Annotated in this window: 22 protein-coding genes; 7 read left to right on the top strand and 15 right to left on the bottom strand. The window is 73.5% G+C overall.

Annotated features, from left to right (window positions below; all coding sequences use genetic code 11):
* Positions 1 to 83: 83 nt before the first annotated feature.
* The 4 genes from LCD33_RS24190 to LCD33_RS24205 all read left to right on the top strand — a co-directional run bounded on the left by LCD33_RS24190 (position 84) and on the right by LCD33_RS24205 (position 3,120).
* Positions 84 to 557 (top strand): PQQ-like beta-propeller repeat protein, encoded by a 474-nt coding sequence (locus tag LCD33_RS24190; protein WP_224978325.1) that lies wholly within the window; start codon positions 84 to 86, stop codon positions 555 to 557.
* On the top strand, positions 554 to 1,465 hold the full coding sequence (gene aztC, locus LCD33_RS24195) for a zinc ABC transporter substrate-binding protein AztC (protein WP_224962602.1): 912 nt from the start codon (positions 554 to 556) through the stop codon (positions 1,463 to 1,465). Before LCD33_RS24190 ends, aztC begins: the two co-directional genes overlap by 4 nt.
* A gap of 44 nt (positions 1,466 to 1,509) precedes the next feature.
* Entirely contained in the window at positions 1,510 to 2,664 is a 1,155-nt protein-coding gene (gene aztD, locus LCD33_RS24200) for a zinc metallochaperone AztD (protein WP_224962600.1), read from the top strand.
* 159 nt (positions 2,665 to 2,823) lie between these two features.
* Complete coding sequence (locus LCD33_RS24205; protein WP_224962598.1) at positions 2,824 to 3,120, top strand: hypothetical protein; 297 nt, start codon at positions 2,824 to 2,826, stop codon at positions 3,118 to 3,120.
* A 415-nt stretch (positions 3,121 to 3,535) separates the two neighbouring features.
* Here the strand turns inward: LCD33_RS24205 and LCD33_RS24210 are convergent, their stop codons facing one another.
* The 3 genes from LCD33_RS24210 to LCD33_RS24220 form a co-directional block, all read right to left on the bottom strand.
* The gene (locus LCD33_RS24210; protein WP_224962596.1) at positions 3,536 to 4,333 is read right to left on the bottom strand and encodes a DeoR/GlpR family DNA-binding transcription regulator; all 798 of its coding nucleotides are present in this window, start codon (positions 4,331 to 4,333) and stop codon (positions 3,536 to 3,538) included.
* A 133-nt stretch (positions 4,334 to 4,466) separates the two neighbouring features.
* Complete coding sequence (locus LCD33_RS24215) at positions 4,467 to 5,822, bottom strand: gluconate:H+ symporter (protein ID WP_224962895.1); 1,356 nt, start codon at positions 5,820 to 5,822, stop codon at positions 4,467 to 4,469.
* Complete coding sequence (locus LCD33_RS24220) at positions 5,819 to 7,195, bottom strand: homoserine dehydrogenase (protein ID WP_224962897.1); 1,377 nt, start codon at positions 7,193 to 7,195, stop codon at positions 5,819 to 5,821. Before LCD33_RS24220 ends, LCD33_RS24215 begins: the two co-directional genes overlap by 4 nt.
* A gap of 246 nt (positions 7,196 to 7,441) precedes the next feature.
* Here LCD33_RS24220 and otnK point away from each other — a divergent pair, with 246 nt between their 5' ends.
* The 3 genes from otnK (at position 7,442) to LCD33_RS24235 (ending at position 10,062) form a co-directional block, all read left to right on the top strand.
* The gene (otnK, locus tag LCD33_RS24225; protein WP_224967965.1) at positions 7,442 to 8,698 is read left to right on the top strand and encodes a 3-oxo-tetronate kinase; all 1,257 of its coding nucleotides are present in this window, start codon (positions 7,442 to 7,444) and stop codon (positions 8,696 to 8,698) included.
* On the top strand, positions 8,695 to 9,333 hold the full coding sequence (locus tag LCD33_RS24230) for a class II aldolase/adducin family protein (protein ID WP_224962901.1): 639 nt from the start codon (positions 8,695 to 8,697) through the stop codon (positions 9,331 to 9,333). The genes otnK and LCD33_RS24230 overlap by 4 nt, the downstream gene beginning before the upstream one ends.
* Positions 9,334 to 9,603: 270 nt before the next feature.
* The gene (locus LCD33_RS24235; protein WP_224962903.1) at positions 9,604 to 10,062 is read left to right on the top strand and encodes a helix-turn-helix transcriptional regulator; all 459 of its coding nucleotides are present in this window, start codon (positions 9,604 to 9,606) and stop codon (positions 10,060 to 10,062) included.
* A 12-nt stretch (positions 10,063 to 10,074) separates the two neighbouring features.
* On the opposite strand, the gene LCD33_RS24240 is transcribed toward LCD33_RS24235, so the two are convergent.
* From LCD33_RS24240 to LCD33_RS24295, 12 genes are all read right to left on the bottom strand, one after another.
* The gene (locus tag LCD33_RS24240; RefSeq protein ID WP_224962905.1) at positions 10,075 to 10,884 is read right to left on the bottom strand and encodes a TIGR03619 family F420-dependent LLM class oxidoreductase; all 810 of its coding nucleotides are present in this window, start codon (positions 10,882 to 10,884) and stop codon (positions 10,075 to 10,077) included.
* Positions 10,885 to 10,937: 53 nt separating this feature from the next.
* On the bottom strand, positions 10,938 to 12,131 hold the full coding sequence (locus LCD33_RS24245) for an MFS transporter (RefSeq protein WP_224967963.1): 1,194 nt from the start codon (positions 12,129 to 12,131) through the stop codon (positions 10,938 to 10,940).
* Between the two features lie 30 nt (positions 12,132 to 12,161).
* Positions 12,162 to 12,947 carry an alpha/beta fold hydrolase gene (locus LCD33_RS24250; protein ID WP_224967961.1) on the bottom strand — a complete coding sequence of 262 codons (786 nt, stop codon included), beginning with the start codon at positions 12,945 to 12,947 and terminating at the stop codon, positions 12,162 to 12,164.
* 35 nt (positions 12,948 to 12,982) lie between these two features.
* A complete protein-coding gene (locus LCD33_RS24255; protein WP_224978326.1) occupies positions 12,983 to 14,056 on the bottom strand; it encodes a zinc-binding dehydrogenase in 1,074 nt (357 codons plus the stop codon).
* A gap of 7 nt (positions 14,057 to 14,063) precedes the next feature.
* Positions 14,064 to 15,239, bottom strand: a complete 1,176-nt coding sequence (locus LCD33_RS24260) for an acyltransferase (protein WP_224962565.1) — start codon at positions 15,237 to 15,239, stop codon at positions 14,064 to 14,066.
* Positions 15,236 to 15,910, bottom strand: a complete 675-nt coding sequence (locus LCD33_RS24265) for an HAD-IA family hydrolase (protein ID WP_224978327.1) — start codon at positions 15,908 to 15,910, stop codon at positions 15,236 to 15,238. The genes LCD33_RS24260 and LCD33_RS24265 overlap by 4 nt, the downstream gene beginning before the upstream one ends.
* Positions 15,907 to 16,683, bottom strand: a complete 777-nt coding sequence (locus tag LCD33_RS24270; RefSeq protein ID WP_224962568.1) for a sugar phosphate isomerase/epimerase — start codon at positions 16,681 to 16,683, stop codon at positions 15,907 to 15,909. Before LCD33_RS24270 ends, LCD33_RS24265 begins: the two co-directional genes overlap by 4 nt.
* The gene (locus LCD33_RS24275; protein ID WP_224962570.1) at positions 16,680 to 17,429 is read right to left on the bottom strand and encodes an SDR family NAD(P)-dependent oxidoreductase; all 750 of its coding nucleotides are present in this window, start codon (positions 17,427 to 17,429) and stop codon (positions 16,680 to 16,682) included. Before LCD33_RS24275 ends, LCD33_RS24270 begins: the two co-directional genes overlap by 4 nt.
* Complete coding sequence (locus tag LCD33_RS24280; RefSeq protein ID WP_224962572.1) at positions 17,429 to 18,547, bottom strand: alcohol dehydrogenase catalytic domain-containing protein; 1,119 nt, start codon at positions 18,545 to 18,547, stop codon at positions 17,429 to 17,431. Before LCD33_RS24280 ends, LCD33_RS24275 begins: the two co-directional genes overlap by 1 nt.
* Positions 18,544 to 19,557: an ROK family protein gene (locus LCD33_RS24285; protein ID WP_224962573.1), complete on the bottom strand. Its 1,014-nt coding sequence runs from the start codon at positions 19,555 to 19,557 to the stop codon at positions 18,544 to 18,546. Before LCD33_RS24285 ends, LCD33_RS24280 begins: the two co-directional genes overlap by 4 nt.
* Complete coding sequence (locus LCD33_RS24290; protein WP_224962575.1) at positions 19,554 to 20,747, bottom strand: sedoheptulose 7-phosphate cyclase; 1,194 nt, start codon at positions 20,745 to 20,747, stop codon at positions 19,554 to 19,556. The genes LCD33_RS24285 and LCD33_RS24290 overlap by 4 nt, the downstream gene beginning before the upstream one ends.
* A gap of 322 nt (positions 20,748 to 21,069) precedes the next feature.
* Positions 21,070 to 21,747: MAB_1171c family putative transporter (locus LCD33_RS24295; protein ID WP_308011323.1), on the bottom strand; the 678-nt coding region annotated here is incomplete at its 5' end.

A 21,747-nucleotide genomic window follows, 5' to 3' on the forward strand; every position in this document is an offset into this window, starting at 1 on the left:
TGTTGGGTGCTGGCGTCATCGTGTGCCGCGCTCAGCCTTTTGTGTGTGGGTGGTGGGTGGTCCCCACGGGTGGTGGGTGTGGCTTGGGGTGGATTTTCTCTTCGTATCCCCCCACCCCGGGGGGGGGGGGGGGGGGCCACCGCGCCCGCGACTTCCAGCAGCGCCCCGGCAGCTCCACCCTCGCCGCCCGCGCGGGCGACCGCGGCACCTGGTCGCTCGACGTCGGTGACCGCGCCTGGACCTACGCCGAGACCGGGCCGGCCGTCGCGGTGAACGCCGTCGGCGAGGGCGGCCCGCTGCTGGCGCTCACCGCCGACGGCGTGCTGCACGCCCACGACCCGGAAACCGGGGAGCAGACCGCGGAAACCCGCGTCACCGCGCGGCCGGTGGACCCGGCCGGACCGCTGCCGGTGATCCTGGTGGACACCTCCCGCGCCTACGTCAACGACGTCGCCACCGGCACCGTGCACGAGATCGACTACAACGACTCGCTGCGCCAGGCCCGCCGGTTCGAGCTCGGCGGGCAGGCCACGCACGTGGTGGAGACCGGCCGATGAGCGCCCGGCTCACGGCCGCCGTCGCGGTGCTCGCCGCGCTGCTCGGCCTCACCGCCTGCACCGGTTCCGCGCAGCGCGCCGAGATCGTGGTGACCACCAACATCCTCGGCGACATCACCCGCAACGTCGTCGGCGACCAGGCCGAGGTGTCGGTGCTGATGCGCCCCGGCGCCGACCCGCACTCGTTCGGGATCTCCGCGCAGCAGGCCGCGGAGGTGGAGCTCGCCGAACTCGTCGTGCACAACGGGCTCGGGCTCGAAGAAGGCGTGCAGCGCACCGTCGACGCCGCCCGCGGCGCCGGGGTCGCCACCCTGCCCGTCGCCGAACGCGTCGACCCGATCGACTACACCGGCGACGAATCCCGCGGCCAGGCCGACCCGCACTTCTGGACCGACCCGAGCCGCGTCGCCGAGGCCGTCGACCTCATCGCGCAGCAGGTCGTCGAGCACGTCGACGGCGTCGACCCGGCGGTGGTGCGGGCCAACGCGGACCGCTACCGGGGCGAGGTCGAGGCGCTCGACGGCGAGACGGCGCGGCGCTTCGCCGAGTTGCCCGCCGAACGACGCAAGCTCGTCACCAACCACCACGTGTTCGGCTACCTCGCGCAGCGCTACGACTTCGAGGTGATCGGCGCGGTCATCCCCAGCGGGACCACGCTGGCCTCCCCCAGCGCCGCCGACCTCGCCGACCTCGCCGGAGCCGTGCGCGCCGCCGGGGTGCGGGCCGTGTTCGCGGACTCCTCGCAGCCCGACCGGCTCGCCCGCGCGCTCGCCGACCAGGCGGGGCTGGACGTGCGGGTGGTGCCGCTGTTCTCCGAATCGCTGAGCCCGCCCGGTGGCGGCGCCGCGACCTACCTGGAGATGGCGCGGGCCAACGCCGACGCCATCGCCACCGGACTCGCCGGATGACCCGGCGCGCGAACCTCCCACCGCACGAGAGAAGAGGACCGATCATGCCTTCCTCCAGCAAGATCGCGAGCATCGCCGCCGCGGCGCTGGTGCTCGGCGCCTGCGCCGCCCCCTCGCCGGAACCCGCGGCGGAACCGCCGACGGGCCCGCCGGTGCCGGAACCGATCGTGGCGAGCTACGACGGCGGCATCTGGGTGCTCGACGGCCGCACCCTCCAGGTCGCCGCGGACCTCCCGCTGCCCGGGTTCAACCGGCTCAACCCCGCGGGCGACGACGAGCACGTGGTCGTCTCCACCTCCGAGGGCTTCCAGCTGCTGGACGCCGCGCACCCCGAGCTGACCGACGTGAAGTTCCCCGGCGCGAAGCCCGGCCACGTCGTGCGCCACGCCGGCCGCACCGTGCTGTTCAGCGACGGCACCGGGGAGGTCACCTCCTTCGACCCGGCGCAGCTCGGCGACGGGAAACCCGCCACCGAGCACCACACCACCGCCGAACCGCACCACGGCGTCGCCGTCGAGCTGGAGGGCGGCGAACTGCTCACCACCCTCGGCAACGAGGACGAGCGGGTCGGCATCGTCGTGCTCGACGCGGACCGGAAGGAGATCGCCCGCAACGAGGACTGCCCCGGCGTGCACGGCGAGGCGACCGCGCAGGGCGGTGCCGTCGTCGTCGGCTGCGAGGACGGCGCGGTGCTCTACCGGGACGGGAAGATCACGAAGATCCACAGCCCCACCGAGTACGGCCGGATCGGCAACCAGGCCGGTTCCGAGCACTCCCCCGTGGTCCTCGGCGACTACAAGCAGGACGAGGACGCCGAGCTGGAGCGCCCCGAGCAGGTCTCGCTCATCGACACCGCCACCGGCTCGCTGAAGCTGGTCGACCTCGGCACCAGCTACACCTTCCGGTCGCTGGCCCGCGGCCCGCAGGGCGAAGCGCTGGTGCTCGGCACCGACGGCGGCCTCCGCGTCATCGACCCGGCCGCGGGACGCGTCGTGCGGACCATCCCGGTCACCGGGTCCTGGCAGGAGCCGCTGGAGTGGCAGCAGCCGCGGCCCGCGCTGTTCGTCCGCGGCGGCACCGCCTACGTCACCGACCCGGGCGAGAAGGTGATCCACGCGATCGACCTCGCCACCGGCGAGAAGACCGCGACCGGGCAGCTGCCCGCCGCGCCCAACGAGCTCAGCGGCGTGCAGGCCTGACCCCGGATCGATCGAGGACGCGGCCCCGGCGGACCACCCGCCGGCCCCGCGTCGCGTTCGCCGAGTTGCCGACACATGCGCGCCCACTAATGTGACGGGGGCCGGAAGGTTGCTCCATCCGGCGGTCGTGTCCGAACGAAACGCAGTTGCGAGGTTTTCATGACCACCGCTCACGCCCAGCACACCGACCACCAGCACGCGCACGGACCGGATTGCGGGCACGTGGCCGTCCCGCACGGCGACCACACCGACTACGTGCACGACGGGCACCTGCACCGCGCTCACGACGACCACTACGACGAGTGCGAGCAGACCGAGCACGTCGCGCACGACGGGCACTCGCACGTGCACGGCTCCGGCTGCGGCCACGTCGCCATCCCGCACGGGGACCACACGGACTACCTGCACGACGGGCACCGCCACGCCGCGCACGACGACCACTACGACGAGCACTGACGAACCGCACCACCCCGGGGGGGGGGGGGGGGGCGCCCCCCCCCCCCGGGGGGGGGCGGGGGGGGGGCGGCCCCCCGGCGACCCCGCCACGGACAGCCCCCCCCCCCCCCCCCACCACCCCCCCCCCCCCCCCCAACCCCCCCCCCGCCCCCCCCGCCCCCCCCCCGGCCGCCCCGGTTTTCGTCGCCGGGCCAGGAGAACTCCGTCGGAAGACGCGTCCAGTGCACCCGCCGCGCGCTGGCGGTCGCCGCACCCGCGCAGCCGACCACTGCGGACCGCAGCACCTACCGGAAGGCCCGCGGGTCGCTGGTGGCGCCGAAGGTTCGGTCGGCGCAGGCCGCCTGCGAGTTGGCCGGTGCCCGGTGACCACCGCCGTCCCGAGCGCTCGTTCCTGCGCTCGGGACGGTTCGCCGCTTCACGACTCCGACGCCACCAACCGCAGCTCGGTCCCCGCCGCCCGGATCCCCTCCGCCGCCGCGTCGGCCAGCGCGGCGTCGGTGACGACCTCGTCGAAGGCGGTCAGCGGCGCGACCTTGTAGCGCCCGAACGTCCCGTACTTGGAGGATCCGGCGACCAGCAGGGATTTCGAGGCGGTGGCCATCGCGGCGTGCTTGACCTCCACCTTGCGCTCGGACGGCGTGGTGACGCCGCGCAGCAGGTCCCAGGAGCTGGCGCTGACGAACGCGACGTCCAGTGCGAGCTGCCGCAGCGTGGCGGCGGCGAGCCGTCCGACGGTGGAGCGGTTCGCCGGTTCGACGAGCCCGCCGAGGTGGATCACGTCGAGGTGGGTGGCGGGCAGCAACCGCTCCACGGCGGTGAAGTCGTTGGTGACGACGGTGAGCTCCGCGCGCTCCACCAGCAGCGGGATCATGGTGAGCATCGTGGTGCCCGCGTCGAGGTAGACGGTCATGCCGTCGCGGACGTGCCGGGCCGCTTCCCGCGCCATCGCCTGTTTCGCGGGCTGCTCGGTGACGGACTTGTCCTGGTAGGTCGGTTCGGCGTGCAGCTGGCTGGCGATGCGGGCGCCGCCGGGCACGGAGAACACGAGCCCGCGGCGTTCGAGTTCGGCGAGGTCGCGGCGCACCGTCATGTGCGAGATGCCGAACAGCTGGGTGATCTGCTGGACGCTGAGCACGCCTTCGCGCCGCAGGTGCTTGACCAGTTGTTCGCGCCGCTGGTCCGGAATGAGCGGCGGGTTGCCCGACGCGTCCATGCCCTGCTCCCGTCTCGTGCCGCCGGGCTGCTCCGCCCGGCGGCTCCCATTGTCGCGGCCGTCCGCCCGGGGCTCCGCGGAACCCGCTGGAAACCCCGCCCGCCCGGGCGCGCCGGGGGGGGGGGGGGCTCGATCAGGTGACCAGCGCGCTCAGCAGCAGGACGCCGCCGAGGCTCAGCACCGACTGCACGGACAGCATCAGCGTCCAGGTCCGGAAGGTCTGGGCGACGCTGAGCTGGAAGTACTCCTTGAACAACCAGAACCCGGAGTCGTTGACGTGCGAGAGCATCACCGCGCCGGACGCGGTGGCGAGCACCAGCAGCTCCGGCGACAGCCCCGGGTAGGCGGCGACGAGCGGCGCGACGATCCCGGTGGCCGCCGCGGTCGCGACGGTCGCGGAGCCGAGGCAGACCCGCAGCAGCGCGGCGGTGAGCCACGCCAGCAGCAGCGGTGGCACCGCCCAGTCCACGGCGTACTGGGTGATCAGCTGGTCGACCTCGGTGGCGGAGAGCATCTCCTTGAGCCCGCCGCCGGCACCGAGGATGAGGATGATCGCGCCGACCGGCCCGAGCCCCTTGGCCGCCATCTTCTGCAGCTTCGCCAGCCCGAACCCGGATCGCACGCCGAGCGCGAAGAACGCGAACACGACGGCGACGAGCAGCGACAGCACCGGGGTGTCGCAGGCTTCGAACACGACGTGCGCCCAGCCGCCCGGCGCGGCCACGGTGGTGCCGAGGGTGCCGATGAGCATCAGCCCGGCGGGCAGCAGCACGGTGATCAGCGCGAGCACCAGGGACACCGGCCGGCGGAGCTCGTCCTCGGCGGGCCCGGGGTCGGGCACCGGGGACTTGTCCAGGTCCGGCGCGGGCCCGAACCAGCGGGACAGCAGCGGCGTGAGCACCGGCCCGCACAGCACCATCACCGGGATCGCGATGAGCAGCCCGTAGAAGATGGTGAGCCCGGTGTTCGCGTCGTAGGCGGCGACCGCCAGCGTCGGCGCCGGGTGCGGGGGCAGCAGCCCGTGCGAGACGTAGAGCCCGGCGGCCATCGGCAGGCCCACGAACAGCAGGTGCGAGCCGGTGCGCTTGGCGACGGCGTACACCAGCGGCACCAGCATCACGAAGCTGACGTCGAACAGGTGCGGCATGCCGATGAGCAGCGCCGCGGTGGCGATGGCGGCGGGAATCCACTTGACGGGCCGGGCGCCGATGAACGCGGTGGCGATGCGGTCGGCGCCGCCGGAGCCGAGCAGGATGCCGCCGAGGATGGTGCCGAGGCCGATGACGGGCCCGGTGTCGCTGAGCGCGTCACCGAAGCCGGTCTGGAAGTGCTCGGCGGTCTCACCGGGTGCGATGCCGTTGGCGAAGCCGAGGCCGAGCGCGGCGATCATCAGCGCGAGGAACGGGTGCAGCTTCATCTTGGTGATGAGCAGGATCAGCACCACGATCGCGCCCGCCGCGAGCAGCAGCGGGGTCAGTTCGGTGCTCATCTGGTCTCCTCGCCCTGCTGCCAGGCCTCGACGAGGGCGGGGTCCGGGTTCGCCAGGTCGGACAGGGCGATCAGCTCGCCCGCGGCGACGTCGCGGCGCAGCGTCGCGTGCGCGGCGAGGTACAGCGGCGCGACGTCGGCGGGGGCCTCGTCGCCGCGCAGCAGCACGGCCTGCACGCCGGTGACGTCGTGGTGGTGCCCGCCCATGTCGAGGACGGTGCCCGCGGCGAGGTCCTGCTTCGCGCGCCCGGCGAGCACGGCGTGCCTGCGGGGTTCGCGGGTGAGCGCGTCGCGGCCGCGGGCGACGAGGTCGAGCAGCGTCGCCGGGGTTTCCACGCCCATGAGGTGGAAGGGCAGGTAGAGGACGGCGTAGCGGCCGTCGCGGCTGACGACGTGGCCCTTCTCGGCGAGGATCCGCCAGGTCTCGGCGTCGTTGGTGCGCAGCACGACGAACTCGCCGCCGGCGAACGAAGCCTCGCCGGGCAGCCGCAGCGCGCTGAACACGTCCACGGCGCCGGGTTCGCGCAGCACGCCGCCGTCCTCGCGCAGCGCGTAGACGTCGGCGAGTTCGGCGACCCGCGCGACCGGGTAGTGCAGCAGTTCCACGTCGGGCCGGAATCCGGTGCCGTTGGCGACGACCGCCATCTCGCAGTAGTCGGCGGTGGCGCCGGTGGGCAGCGCGGCGACGGCCTCGGCGCGGGCGGCGAGGGTGGCGCGCACGTCGTCGCCGAGGGTGAGCAGCTCGCCGAGCTCGGGCGCGTCGACGGTGCGGTCGAGCTGGGTGACGGTCCCGCGTTCGGGGTCGTGGACGAGGTCGTACTCGGTGGACTTGCCGATGGCGACGACGTCCATGCCGAGCAGCCGCGCCCGGTCCAGCAGCTTGAGCAGGTTGCCGGGCTGGTCGCCCTCGGCGGGCAGGTAGGCGACGTCGTTGGCGGCGGCGATCCGGGCCAGGTGCAGCCCGGCGACGGAGTCGACCTCCTTGCTGACCATGGCGACGTGCCTGCCGAGTTCGAGCGCGGTGCGCGCCATCGCGTAGCCGTGGGCGGGGCTGCCGGTGGCTTCGACGAGCACGTCCCAGGCTCCCGCGCCGATGAGTTCGTGGTCGGCGACGAGCGCGATGTTCCCGTCCGCGGTGGCGGCGGCGGTCTCCGCGGCGTCGGCGCAGGTGCGCAGGCGCGCTTCGGGATACCCGAGTTCGAGGCACAGCGCGCGCAGCCGGGGGACGTCGACGTCGCAGAGCACGGCGGGTTCGAGCGCGGGGATCAGCCTGGTCTGCGCCAGCAGGGTGCGGGCGAAGCCGCCCGCCGCTCCGGAGAGCGCGTACCCGACGGGCCGTTCGCCGGTGCCCGGTGGGCGTGGCTGCTCGTTCATGGGTCTCCTCGTTGAGTCCTGGCGCCGCGATAGCTCGGGGAGCCGCGCGCCCCCACGGCCGATCGGGTGGAACCGGGATCACACTGGTTCACAGAAGATATTCACTGATTCACATCAGAGTCAAGCGTGCTAACATATTTTCACGGCCGCGGTGCGGTTCGCCCGCGACTCCCGATCCGGGCGATCCCCCGGCCGTCCTCAGACCCCGTCCGCGCGCGCCGTGGACCCGCCCGCCAGGGAGGACGCATGCCGCTGCTCGGCGCGATCGCCGACGACTTCACCGGGGCGACCGACCTCGCGACGATGCTCGTCTCCCGCGGCTTCCGCACCGCCGTGGTGATCGGCACCGCGGCGCCCGCCGAACCGCTCGACGAACTGGACGCGGTGGTGGTGGCGCTGAAGTCCCGCACCGCGCCGGTCGAGGAGGCCGTGCGGGACTCGCTCGCCGCGGTGCGCTCGCTGCGCGCCGCCGGCTGCGAGCGGATCTACCTCAAGTACTGCTCCACGTTCGATTCCACGCCCGAGGGCAACATCGGGCCGGTGGTGGACGCGGTGCTCGACGAGCTCGACGTGCCGGGCGCGGTGGTGGTGCCGTCGTTCCCCGCGACCGGCCGCACCGTGCACCGCGGACACCTGTTCGTCGGCGACCAGCCGCTGGCGGAGAGCCCGATGCGCGACCACCCGCTGACCCCGATGCGGGACTCGAACCTGCTGCGGCTGCTGTCCCCGCAGACCCGCCGGCCGGTGCGGCTGGCCGGGCACGACGTGGTGCGCGCCGGGGCCGAGGCGGTGCGCGCGAGCCTGGCCGAGCACGGCGACGCGCTGGTGGTGGTCGATGCCGCCACGGACGAGGACCTCGCGGTGATCGCGGCGGCCACCGCGGACGCGCCGGTGCTCACCGGTGGCGCGGGGCTCGCACTCGGGCTCACCGGTCCGCACCCGGGGCGGGCCCGCGCGGGATCGGCCGGTCCGGGCCCGGCGGTGGTGCTGGCGGGCAGCGCATCGGCCGCGACCCGGTCCCAGGTCACGCACGCGAAAACCCTGCTGCCACACCGGAAGCTGGATCTCGCGGCGCTGCGCGCGGACTTCGACGGTGCCGTCGCCGAGCTCGGCGAGTTCGTCCGCGCGCACTGGGCGGCGGACCCGGCGCTGCCGCCGCTGCTCTACGCGGTCGGCGTCGGCGACGAGATCGAACCGGCGCGAGACGACGACGCCGAGCCCGCCGGGGCGCTGCTGGAGCGGGCGCTGGCGCGCTGCGCCGCCGACCTGGTCGCGCACGGCGCGCGGCGGCTGCTCGTCGCGGGCGGCGAGACCTCCGGCGCGGTGGTCCTCGCGCTCGGCGCCACCACCCTGCACGTCGGCGCGCAGATCGCGCCCGGCGTGCCCTGGTGCCGCACCGAGTCCGATGTGGACGGAGAGCCCAGGCCGGTGGACGTGGCGCTGAAATCGGGGAACTTCGGAGGGGTCGACATCTTCACCACCGCATGGGACGTGCTGTCATGAGCGACGCCCGAGCAGAACTGGCCGCCGCGGGCGCGAAGCTCGCCGCGCTCGGCCTGAGCCCCGGCTCCTCCGGCAACCTCAGCGTCCGCGAGGGCGACCGGATGCTGATCACGCCGACGGGCGCGGACCTCGGAGACCTCGACCCGGCGGCGCTCGCCGAGCTGTCCCTCGACGGCGAGCACCTCGGCGGGCCGCGGCCGTCGAAGGAGTTCCCGCTGCACGGCGCCTTCTACCGCCGCGACCCGGCCACCACCGCGGTGGTGCACCTGCACTCCCGGCACGCTTCCGCGGTGTCCTGCCTGCAGCCGTGGTCCGAGCGCAGCGCGATCCCGCCGCTGACCCCGTACTTCGTGATGCGCGTCGGCCAGGCCCCGCTCGTCCCGTACGCCGCACCGGGCGATCCGGCGCAGGCCGGTGCGCTCGCGGCGCTGGACTTCGAGTTCCGCGCCGCGCTGCTGCAGAACCACGGCCCGATCACCGCGGGCACCTCGCTGGCGGCGGCGGTGGACGCGGCGGTGGAGATCGAGGAGGTCGCAGCCCTGCTGCTCGGCCTCGGCCGGCACCGCCCGCGCCTGCTCGAACCCGCCGAGATCCACGAGCTCACCGCGAAGTACGGCACTCCGTGGGACGCCTGAGCGAGCACGCAACGGCCCCGTGCGATCACGCATCGGAGTCGGCCCGGTGTGCCCGAAACGCCCCGGACCGGATCGCGAAGAGGATCACCGGAGCGGAACCCGGCACGTGGTACTCTTCCGCGCAAGTCGGTCGCACACCGCCGAAAACGGGTGTGCGGACCCCTGTACCCCGCCGGACGCACTCGCGGCGGACCGGAACGCGGGCGAACCGGATCGGACCGGTCGGCCACGACGGAGCGTGACGGTCGGCGGTCCCGCCGTGGAGGTGCGATGAACCCGGAACCCGGCTCGGCGGAGCAGCCGCCGCGGACGCTCGCCGACAAGCTGGTGTACCTGATCGACGTGTACGCCCAGCAGAACGCCGCCCCCGGGCAGCAGGCCCAGTGGCCGACCTTCGAACGCCTCGCCGCGGAGATCAGCGCCGGCACCGGGAAATCCATCTCGCACGGCTACCTGCACCAGCTCTGCCGCGGCCAGCGGGACAACCCGACCCTGCACCACCTCCAGGCGCTCGCCGAGTTCTTCCGGGTGCCCGTCGCCTTCTTCACCGACAACGAGGCGACCCGGGAGATCGTGGCGCAGTACGAACTGGTCCTGGCCATGCGCAACAGCCGCATCCGGGAGATCTGCACCTACGCGCCGCTGCTCGACTGGGAAGGGCTGGACGCGGTCACCGCGCTGGTGAAGGACCTGGCGGGCGGGGTGAAGCGGCCGGAGGCCGAGAGCTGATCGCTCCGGCGATCAGCCGGCGGCGGCGATGAACCGCGCCATCCGCTCGCGCACCCCGTCGTCGGAGCCCAGCCACACCGCGACCGAATCGGCCCCGGCCGCGGCATAGGCGTGCACGTCGTCCACCGCGGCCGCCAGCTCCGCGCCGCCGCCGAGCCACGACGTCCGCACCGAGACCCGGACCGGCCGCACCGCGTTCGCCCGCAACCAATCGACACGCGCGGCGAACGTGGCGGGTTCCGGAGCGATGGGCTGCCACCCGTCGCCCGACCGGGCCGCGCGGCGCAGCGCCCGCTCCCCCGAACCACCCACCACGATCGGCACCGGTGTGCCGGGCTTCGGTTCGAAGACCCCGGTGTCGTAGTGGAAGTGCGTGCCGTGGAACGGTCCGGAACCGCCGAGCAGGTGCCGGATCAGGTCGATGGCCTCGTCGGCGCGCGCCCCGCGGTCGGCGAAGCCGGCCCCCACCGCGGCGAATTCCGCCCGGTCCCAGCCGATGCCGACGCCGAGGGTGAAGCGGCCGCCGGAGATCCGCTCCAGCGTGGCCGCCTGCTTGGCGACGACGAACGGGCTGCGCATCGGCAGCACCAGCACCGAGGTGCCCAACCGGATCGTCCGGGTGCGCACCGCGATGGCGGCCAGGGCGACCAGCGGATCGTAGATCCCGCCGTAGCTGCCGGGTGCGTAGCGCGACGGCGGCAGCAGGTGGTCCGGCAACCACACCGCCCCGTATCCGAGCCGCTCAGCCGCCACCGCGAGATCGCCCAGCTCCGCGAACGGCAGCTCCGGCGATTCCGCGGGCAGCACCAGTTGCAGGTCCACCCGTCATCTCCTCCGCTCGGGCGCGGCCGGGGTCCGCCGACCCCGGCCGCCGGTCACACCGCTGATTCCACCGCGACCCGGTCACCGCCGCTCGACCGGTTCCGCCACCAGTGCGAGGCTACGGCCAGCAGCAGCGCGAGCCCGCACACCGCGGCGGAGGTCAGCGGCACCGCCCCGGTCCCCCAGCCGAGGTCGAGCACCTGCCCGCCGAGCCAGGCGCCGAACCCGTTGCCCAGGTTGAACGCGGACACGTTCACCGACAACGCGAGGGTCGGAGCGGCGATCGCGATGCGCTGGATGTGCGCCTGCAGGCTCGGGATGATGGAGAAGCCCGAAGCACCGAACAGGAACAGCGCCGCCACCGCCAGCGCCGGGACCGGACCGCAGAGCCAGAACACCAGGCACACCGCGGTGAGCACGGCCAGCACGGCGAGCACCGCCCGGCCCACGTCCCCGTCGGCGAGCTTGCCACCGGCGAAGTTCCCGACCACCGAGCCGACGCCGAACACCACCAGCAGCACCGAGATCGACGCGGGCGCGAACCCGCTGACCTCCTGCAAGATCGGCACCAGGTAGGTGGAAGTGGTGAACACCGCGCCCTGGGCGAGCACCGTGACCACCACCGCCACCACCAGCACCGGACTGCGCAGTGCCGCGACCTCCTGGCGCAGCCGTTCGCGCCCGGTGGCCGCCCGCTGCTGCGCGGGCGGCCGCATGAACAGCGCGATCAGCACGATGGTCAGCCCCGCCACCAACGCGATGGCGACGAAGGTGAACCGCCAGCCGAACCGCTGCCCGACGAACGTGCCCAGCGGGGAGCCGAGCGCGTTCGCCAGGTTGAACCCGAGCGCGATCTTCGCCATCGCCGAACCCTGCTTGTCCGGCGCGGAGATCGCGGCGGCCAGCGAGAACGCGACCGCCACGAAGGTTCCGTGGCTCATCGCGGTGAACACCCGCGCCGCCATCAGCACGCCGTAGTCCGGCGCCACCACCGCGGCGGCGTTGCCCGCGGTGAACACGGCCATCAGCACGAGCACCAGCGCCTTGCGCGGCACCTTCGTGGTCAGCAGCGTGACCGCGGGCCCGATCACCGTCACGCCGAGGGCGTATCCGGTGACCAGCAGACCCGCCGAGGGCACGCTGACCGCCAGGTCCGCCGCCACGTTCGGCAGCAGTCCGGAGATCGCGACCTCGGCGGTGCCGACGCAGAACACGCCGAGCATGAGTGCGAACACGGGAATGGGCATGGGCGAACCTCGCGGAGCGGTGGTCGTCGGTCAGTTCTCGGGGTGCAGGAATCCGCGGACCAGGTCCACCAGCTCGTCCGGCCGTTCCATGACGACCAGGTGTCCGCTGTCGATCTCGGCGTAGGTGCTGCCCTCGATGGACTCGTGCAGTTCCCGGGAGTGCCCGACGGGCACCAGCTGGTCGTGGGTGCAGCCGACGACCAGCGTGGGCGCCTGGATCTTCGGGGTGAGGTCGCTGATGTCGATGCCGAGCCCCAGGTCGATCTGCCGGTTGGTGCCGTCCGAGCACTTGGTGCCCGCCACGAACTCGGCCAGCGCCTCCACGCCCATCCGGCTGACGAAGCCGGGGGTGAACAGCAGCAGCGTGATCAGTCGCGCGTAGGAGGACTCGTCGAGGTCCGCGAGGTCGCGCCACAGCTTGAAGGTGAGCTGGTGGCGCGGATCGGTCGAGTCCTGCCAGCCGGCGATGAGCACCAGCCGGTGCACCAGTTCGGGGTGCTTGGCGGCCACCCCGGCCGCGACGACGGCGCCGAGCGAGAACCCGCCGAGGTCCACCGGCTCGCCACCGTTGTCCCGGATGACGGCGGCGACCTGCTCGATCAGCGCGTCGAGGGTGATCGCACCACCGTCGTCCTCGGTGCCACCGCTGCCCGCGTAGTCCGGGGTGATCACGGTGTGCCGGTCGGTGAACCGGTCCACCAGGTGGCCGAAGTTGGCGACCGAATCGGCTCCGGTCCCGTGCACCAGGACGAGTCCTGGCCCCGCGCCGTGCGTCGTGTAGTGCACCACCGCGCCGGGGATCGAAACTGTGCTCACGATGAGTTCACTTCTCCTTTCTCGTCCGGTCACCGTCAGGACATCCGAATCAGGATCTTCGGACGTCGGCGACCGCTGCTGGCAAGCCGTTGGAAGGCGGCACCGACTTCCGAACGGGAGAAAGCGGAATCTACCAAGGGATCCAGCCGGACCAGACCGCTTTCCACGAACTTGATCAACTCCTCCCAGCACCCGATCCCGGAGAGGACCGCGTGCACCGTGACGTTCTTGATCACCAGGTCGGCGACCGGAAATCCGTCCACCGAATGGTGCGGAGTGCCCAGCTGCGCCATTCGGGCACCCGGTGCGCACAGCACCGGCGCGGACCTGGCCGCGGCCACCGAACCCGATGCCTCGATGACGGCCGAGTAGCGGTCCACTTCGGCGTTCTCCGGAACCGAGACCGGGAAGCCGAGTTCCGCGGCGAGCTCCCGCGGCTCCGGTTGCGGGTCGAACACGTCGACCCGCGCGCCCAGCGCACGGCACAACTGGGCCGCTACGACACCGAGCGTGCCCGCGCCCAGCACCGCCACCCGGTCCGCACCGGTCACCGCCAGCCGCCGCACCGCGTGCAGCGCGGCCGAGGCGGGTTCCAGCAGCGCGGCGACGTCGTCGCCGAGCGAGTCCGGGATCCGGACCAGCGTGTCCGCCGGGGCTTCGAGGTAGTCGGCAGCGGCGCCCTGCGCCTGGCCGAGCACGCCGATCTCGCTGCGACCCGGGCAGTACCTGAGGTCGCCGCGTCCGCAAGCGGGGCAGTTCCCGCAAGGGCGGAAATTGTGCCCGGAAACGCGCTGTCCGACTTCGAACCCGACGACCCCGGAACCGGTTTCGACGATCCGCCCGCTCCACTCGTGGCCGAACACGAACGGGAACGACTTCAACCCGTCGTGCAGGTAATTGCTCGATCCGTCGTAGAAACCCAGATCCGTGCCGCACAGGCCGATCCGGCTGATCCGGATCAGGCAGTTCCCGCGGCTCGGCGGGGCCACCGGAATTCGCCGCTCCCGCACCACCCCGGGAGCTTCCAGCACCAGTGCGGACATCGCGGACGACTCGCGCTCGGGCGATTCGGGCGAAACCCGGCCTGTCATGTCGGTGGAACGGGACATGCGCACCTCACTTCGCGGGAACGGGTTCGGCGGGGACGGACTCCACAGGCGCCGCGGGCGGACGGCGGCGGCCGAAGCGCCGCATGATCGGCCGTTCGACGGCGGTGTACAGCAGCCACGCGCCCAGCACCGAGACGACCAGCTCGGCGAGCACCACACCGCTCGCGGCCCAGAAGCCGAAGTAGGCGTCCGGCCCCAGCAGCTCCCGGGTACCGCTCAGCACCAGCGCGTGCACCATGTAGAACGCGAACGAGATCTCCCCCAGCCACACCGGGAACCGCCCCCGCAGCGGCGAGCGGCCGCCGCGGACGTCGGCGCACGCGGCCGCCGGGATGAGCAGCGCCAGCGGGATGATCGTGACCGCGTTCAGGTGGAACACCCACGGCACGAAGGACGCCAGCACGTACCCGCCGGCGGTGAGCAACGCCGCGGTCCCGAAGCCGAGCCCGATCCAGCGCCCGCTCAGCACGATCCTGGCCAGCACGATGCCGAGCGCGAAGTCCAGCGCGCGCACCGGCGGCAGGAAGTACACCAGCCAGAACTGCCACACCGAGCCCGGCGAGTTCGCCTCCGGGAGCCCCGGTTCGGTGGGCACCAGGAACTGCGCCACGAACGCCACCGCGAACACCGCCGCGATCAGCCCGATCGCGGTCGCCCACAGCCGAGCCGCGGGAATCCGCTTGATCAGCGGGAACAGCACCGGGAACGCCAGGTAGAACAGCAGCTCGCAGCCCAGCGACCAGCTCGGCACGTTCACGCTGAGGAACGTGTCGTAGTCCGGCACCCACGGGTGCAGCAGGAACAGGTTGGCGAACACCGTCCCGGCCGCCGCGGTGCCGCCGCTGAACAGCACCAGCGCCAGCGCCCAGGTCACCAGGTGGTTCGGGAACACCTTCACCAACCTGCGGCGCCAGAAGTCCAGCACGTCCCCCACGGAGTCGCTGGACCAGGTGAGCACGAATCCGCTGAGGATGAAGAAGAACGCGACGCCGATGCGGCCCGCGTCGGCGGCGACGGTGCTGAACGCGCTCGCCTGCGCCGGGTCGCCGAAGAACGTCCACGGCGGCGTCGTGCAGGAAGCGTGGAACAAGAACACGAGCAGCGCGGAGATGAACCGCATGCTCGTCAAGGACGGCAACCGCGAGGTGCGGTCCCGCTCGGTGATCCCCCAGGTCTGCGTCATGGTCGTGCGGTCCTCATTTCTTCGAGTCGGACCCGCAGGCGTTCGCCGTCGCTGGAGGCGGTGACCGCGTCGAGGTCGGCGACCCGGGGCAGGTCTGCGGCGACCCGCCCGCCGTGGGCGCCGACGACGACCGCCCGCGCCCCGCTGGCCAGTGCCGAGAGCAGGCCTGCCTCGGCGTCCTCGAACACGATCGCCGCTTCCGGTGGCACCCCCAGGTGCCGGGCGGCGAGCGAATACCCCTCCGGATCCGGTTTTCCTTGTCGGACGTCTTCGGCGCTGACGACCACGTCGGGCAGCCGCAGCCCGGCCGCCGCCATGCGCCGCCGCGCCAGTTCGCGGCCTGCCGAGGTGACCACGGCCCAGCGGCCCGCGGGCAGGCTCGCCAGCAGCTCGGCGGCTCCGGGGATCTGCACGATCCCGTCGACGTCGGCCACTTCCTCCGCGACGAGCCGGGCGGTCTCCGCGGCCACGTCGCCGCCGGCGGGCAGGTGCCGCGCCACGGTCTCCCCGGTCCTCCTGCCGTGCGCGTCGGCGAGGATCTCGGCGCCGTCGAGCCCGTGGCGGCGGGCGAAGCGGTGCCAGGTCCGTTCGACGACGGTGGTCGAGTCGACCAGCGTGCCGTCCATGTCGAACAGCAGCGCCTCGGCGGTGAGCAGCACTTCTTCGGTCATGGCCGGGCCTCGCTCGGTCGTCGGTTCAGGGTGTCGGCGTATCCGCGCAGCCGAGCCAGGTCGGCGCGCAGCCGTGCCCGGTCGCCATCGCGGTGGTCGTTCTCCAGCACCAGCGCGTGCACGTGCCCGCCGCGCGCGCGGACCGCGGCGAGAGCGGACTCGGTGTCGCCGCCGTCCTTGACGTGGATCTGGTCGGCGAACCGGTCGCCGAGCGCCGCGACCAGCGCCGCGACGTCCACGCCCGCCTGGTGCGGGTTGGCCGTGTCGAGCAGCAGCCGGAAGGATTCCGCGCCGACCTGGTCGAGCAGCCGCTCGGCCGCGGGAACGTCGAGGACGTTCTCGTTGGCCAGCAGCAGGCCGCGGGCGGCGGCTTCGGCGCTCGCCCAGCGCAGCACCTCGGCGGTCGCCGACAACGATGCGGGGCCGGTGATCGCGCTGCGCCGGAAGCTCGGCACGAACACCAGCGGTGCCTCCAGTTCCCGCGCCGCGTCCAAGGCGCGGGTCACGGTGCGGCGCACCACCGCGGGGTCGGCGGAGGTGAGCCCGATGTCGTTCATCAGGTTCACCGCTACCCCCAGCACGCGGACTCCGGTGGCGGCCGAGGTCTCCCGGATCCGCCGGATGCGCCCCGGTTCGTCGAGCGGTGCGCCGCGTCCCGGACCGCCGAGGTCGAGCTGCACCCCGTCCGCGCCGAGTTCCGCGGCGAGGGTGAGCACGTCCGCGCCGTCGGCGTCGACGCGCCAGCCGGTGAGCCCGATCAGCGGCCGGTTCACGAACCCAGCCCGCGGCTCTGCGACTCCGGCGGCTGCTCGCGCACCGAACGCCAGCCGCCGTCGGCGTCGACGACCAGGCTGTCGCCGTGGTGCTCGCCGCCGCGGGTGCGCAGCATCTCGGTGGCGACCGCGCCGAACCCGGCCGGGCGCATGTAGTCGCCGTAGTCGAAGTCCTCCGGCCGCCGGCGGCGGATGCCCGGGGTGTCGACCATGCCGGCGGGCAGCACCTGCACGATCCGCAGCCGCGCGGCGTCCTCCTCCTGGGCCAGCGAGTGGAGCAGGCCGGTGCCCGCCGCCTTGGTCGCGGCGTAACCGGACCGGCCGGGTCCCGCGTTGTAGACCACTTCGGAGGAGACCCCGAGCAGCAGCCCGGGGCCTGCTTCTCGCAGTGCGGGCAGCGTGGCCGCCAGCGTCAGCCACAGGCCGTGCAGGTTCACGTCCACCTGGCGGCGCCACTCCTGTTCGGTGACGTCGCGGAACAGCGCCCGCTTCGTCCCGTAGTGCACCGCGGAGAAGCACACCGCGTGCAGCGGGCCCGCGCCTGCGACCTCGGCGAGGGCCTGCCGGGCCTGGTCGGGTTCGGTGAAGTCCAGCTGCGCCCAGCCCAGCGCGGCGTCATCGGGTTCGCTGCGGCTCGCGACGACGACGTCGGCGCCCGCTTTCGCCCAGGCGTCGGCGATGCCGCGGCCGATGCCCGTGGAACCGCCGACCACGAGCGCGCGGACCGGTCCGGAAACGTCTGCCATCAGTTCTCCTCGTGGTGTCGGGGTTGCGGAGCGGAGATCCGCACGGCGAGCTTCACCAGCCGGCGGCCGTCGATGTCGCGACCGCGGCCGGTCGCGAGCTCGCGCATGATCCGGGCGGCTCCGTCGAGGTCGGTGCCGTGCGTGACCAGGTCGCGGTAGCGTTCCGGGGCGCGCACCAGCTCGTCGGCGGCGATCCGCAAATGCTCGTTGCCGACCCCGCGGTGCCCGAACAGGTGCACGCGGTCGCCGGTGGTGGTGCTGAGCGCGGCGTGCTCGGGCGGGTCGGGTGTGCCCGCTCGGTTGGCGGCGCGGAGCGCGACGAGGTCGGCACCGGGCAGCACCGGCGTGCCCGCCGCCGGTGGCAGGCCGCCCACCAGGTCGACCGCGAGCTCGTGGCCCGCTGCCGCCGCGATCGCCGCCTCCAGGCAGCCGACGGTCGCGTCCCGCGGGGTGGCGATGAGCACGGCGACGGGCCCCGGTGCCGTTTCCGCCGCCAGGTCGGCGCCGGGTTCCAACACCGCGTGCACCGGCTCCGGCGGCAGGTCGTCGGTGGTGCGCCGCACCAGGACGATCCGCTCGGCCTCGGCCAGCCATCGACGCGCGGCGCGCACCGCGAGCCTGCCGACCGTCCCGGCGCCGAAGACGACGAGGGTGCGCGGGCGGAACCGGCGCAGCGCCGAGAGCGCGTAGCGCACCACCGCGAGCGGTTCCAGCAGCGCCGCCAGGTCGGGCTCCGGCACCGCGGTCAGCGGCAGCACCAGGCCCGCGTCGACGGCCGAGGCCGGTATCCAGGTCCGCTCCTGCAGCAGTCCGCCCACGTTGTGCCCCAGCAGGAACGCGGGGTCGGTGGGGTGCGTCGGGTTCACCACGACCTTCGTGCCCGCGGCGAGCTCCGGTGCGACGCCGGGCCCGGCCGCCACCACGGTCGCGATGCCTTCGTGGCCGATCACCTCGGCCGGGTCGTCCCGCATGCCGCGCAGCATCTGGACGTCGGTGCCGCACAGGCCTGCCACTTCGGGGCCCAGCAGCAGTTCTCCCGGTCCGGGCGGCCGGGTCGGCCGGTGCCGGACCGCGATGCCGGTGCCGTCGCGCACCACGGCTCGGTGCGTCCGGGTCATCTGCCCTCCCGCGCCGCGAGTCCCGCTCCGACGAGCCCGCCGGAGGTGCTCGCGTCGTCGACGACGAGCCGCCGCGCCGCCCAGCCGGGGACGCGGTCGCCGGTCAGGTAGGTGCCGGCGCGTTCCAGGTGCGCCAGCACCGCGCCGCGGTAGTGCTCGCCCAGCCCGGCGACGACGCCTCCGGTCAGCACCAGGTGGTCCAGCTCCGGGTCCAGGCACACGGCGGTGCGCAGCAGGTCGGCGACCGGTGCCGTGACGGCGGCCAGCAGCGCGGTGGCGAGCCGGTCGCCGTGGTCCAGCGCGGCGCGGAACGCGTCCTCGAACGCGGTGCCGTCCTCGGCGCCCCCCAGTGCCGAGTTCCGCCATCCGGCGGGATCGCGGCGCCGGACCTCCTCCGCGACCCGGCGGATTCCGGGCCCGGAGGCGAACGCCGAGAGGTGGTCGTCGACCCCGCAGTCGCAGGGCAGGTGCAGCGGTTCGCCGCGCCACGACGCGGCGACCGGCAGGTGCCCGATCTCGCCCTGCAGACCGCACTCGTCGACCGGGATCTCGCCGCGGCGGCGGTCCACGGTGCGGCAGGCGATGCCGGTGCTGATCGTCGCGAGCAGCACCTTGCGGTCGTCCGCGTACCTGGGCCCGGTGATGGCGTGCAGCAGTGCGGCGGTGACGTCGTTGACGACGTGCCAGCGCACGTCCGGGCGCGCGGACCGCAGAGCGCCCAGCAGGTCGAACGGCTCCGCGCAGGAACCCCACAGCGGCGCCGAGGCGTGCACGGTGCCGGTCCGGTGGTCCAGCGCGGCGCCGAAGGAGATCCCGGCGACGCGGCCTGCCGGCACCGCGGCGCACAGGTCCCGCACGAGTTCGGCCCGCAGCTGCGCGACGTCGGCGCCGGGACGCCTGCTGATGCTGGGCGGGGTGGTCTCGGTGATCTCGGCCAGCCCGTGCTCCGGCGTCCAGTCGGCGGCCCGCAGCCGGGTGCCGCCGACGTCGATCACGGTGATCGGGTTCATCGCGCCGCACGCACCAGAACGGTGTCCGATCCGGCCCGCTCCCGCACGAACCGGAGCGCTTCGCCGAGTTCCTCGCGGGTGATGTCGTGCACGAAGGTCGCGGAACCGATGCCGTCGGTCAGCGGAATCCGCTGCTCGCCGTCCCGGTGCTTCACCGCGTCGCGCAGCGCTTCGACGAGCAGGTCGGTGGTGAACACCGGGTCGGTCACCGGCAGGCCGGCGGCCCGCAGCAGCCCGATCGCCCGGTCGGCGTCCGCGGTGCCGAGCATCCCCCTGTTGTGCGCGAGCGCCACGCACACCGCCATGTCCACCGCGACGGCTTCGCCGTGCAGCAGCGGCGGGTCGGCCCGCAGTTCCAGCGAGGGGCTGAAGGTGTGGCCGTAGTCGACCGAGCGCTCCAGCACCTCTTCCCACAGGTTCGGTTCCAGCTCGTCGAGCATGCCGCCGATCGCCCGCGACATGATCTCCACCGCGGGGCCGCCCGGCTCGCCGTCGGCGAACGCGGCCGCGTCCAGGTCGTGCACGGCGAGTTCCAGCAGGTCGAACAGCGCCGCGTCCTTGATCAGCGCCATCTTCACGATCTCGGCGAGCCCGTTGGCGATGTGCCGTTTCGGCACCGTGCGCAGGAATTCCGGGTCGATCAGCGCCACTTCGGGCGCGTAGTAGCTGCCGAGCCGATTCTTGTGCGTGCCGTGGTTGATGCCGGTCTTGACGCCGATCCCGGCGTCGACCTGGCCGATGAGCGTGGTGGGCACGCGGACGTAGGGGACGCCGCGCCGGTACAGCCCGGCGGCCATGCCCGCGACGTCGAGGACGGCGCCGCCACCGACCGCGACGACCTTCTCCGAGCGCCGCAGGATGCCCATCCCGGTCATCGCCTCGGTGATGGCGACGACTTCGTCGAGGTTCTTGGACTGCTCGCCGCCGGGGACCACGTGCCACTCCACGTCGATCGACCACGCCTCGAAGTAGGCGCGGAGCCGGTCGCCGTGGAGGACGTCGACGGAGTCGTCGACGATCAGCAGGCATCGCGGCGACCTGCCGGGCGCGGTTCCGCACGCCTCGGCGAGCGCCGGGTTCGACGGCGACAGCAGCCCGTTGAGCACGCGGACGTCGTAGCCGACCGGTTGCCGGGCGCGGACCCGCCAGTCGGTGCCGATCTTCGCGGTGCCTCCGGAGTTCGCGGACATCACAGAGTCCTCCCAGTGGTGGTGCCGCCGCCCGGACGCGCGGTCCGGGCGCGCGGAGGTGCGCTCCCGAATTCGTAGGTGGGTGGATCCGGGCGGGGTCGTGCCCTCGCCGGATCAGGTCGGCTGCGCTGCCGACGATCAGTTCGGTCGACCGAACTCCCCAGTTGCGCGAGCGGAGCTGATACCCCTGATCATCCATATCCGCTTACGTCGCGCGGCCTAATGCTAATCACAGCGGATGAGTGCCGTCAACTGAAATGGATGACAACGGGAGGTGACTTGTTTTCCCTGGTCCAGGGGCGGACCGGCCACGGGACGCCGCTCAGCGGCCCGCGGGCTGCGAACGCTCCGCGCGGCGGAAGTCGAGCGCCGGCACCGCCCCGTACTCCTCGGCGACCACCAGCAGGAAGCGGATCTCCGACTCCAGATCAGCCCCTCCCGGCAGCGGCACCGCACTCCCGGCCGCCACCGCGCCCCGCGCCCGGACGTCCTCCGCCGCCCGCAGCCAGCAGGCCAGCACCGCCGCCGCCACCCGGTCCGGCGGCACCCCTGCCGACACCACGTGCGCGCGCGCCCGCTCGACCAGTTCGGCCGAGCAGTGCCCGCTCAACAGCAGCACCGCGTCCCGGATCTCGATCACGAGCCGGTAGCACGCCAGCTCCACGGCGGCACGCGACCGGAACACCTCGCGCCCCGCGGCGGCGAACGGAGCACGCCGGACCTCCGGCACGCCGGCGGTGATCTCCGCCCACAACGGCAGCAGGCGCCGCAGAACCCGGCGCTTGGCCGAGGTCCCGCGCACCTCGGCCCACAGCGGGGCGGACACGCCCACCGCGAAGCACCCGGCCTGCACCCCGCTGACGAGCGGCGCGACCGACAACGGCGACGATTCCCCCGTCCAGGCCGCGAACGCCGCCAACGGGCAGAGCACGAGAACCGACAGGCAGAACCCGGCCCCGTACGCGAGCAGACCGAGCCGCGCCCCGCCCGGCCCCCCCCG

The sequence above is a fragment of the Saccharopolyspora sp. 7B genome (assembly GCF_020177435.1).
GTDB classification, from domain to species: Bacteria; Actinomycetota; Actinomycetes; order Mycobacteriales; family Pseudonocardiaceae; genus Saccharopolyspora_C; species Saccharopolyspora_C gregorii.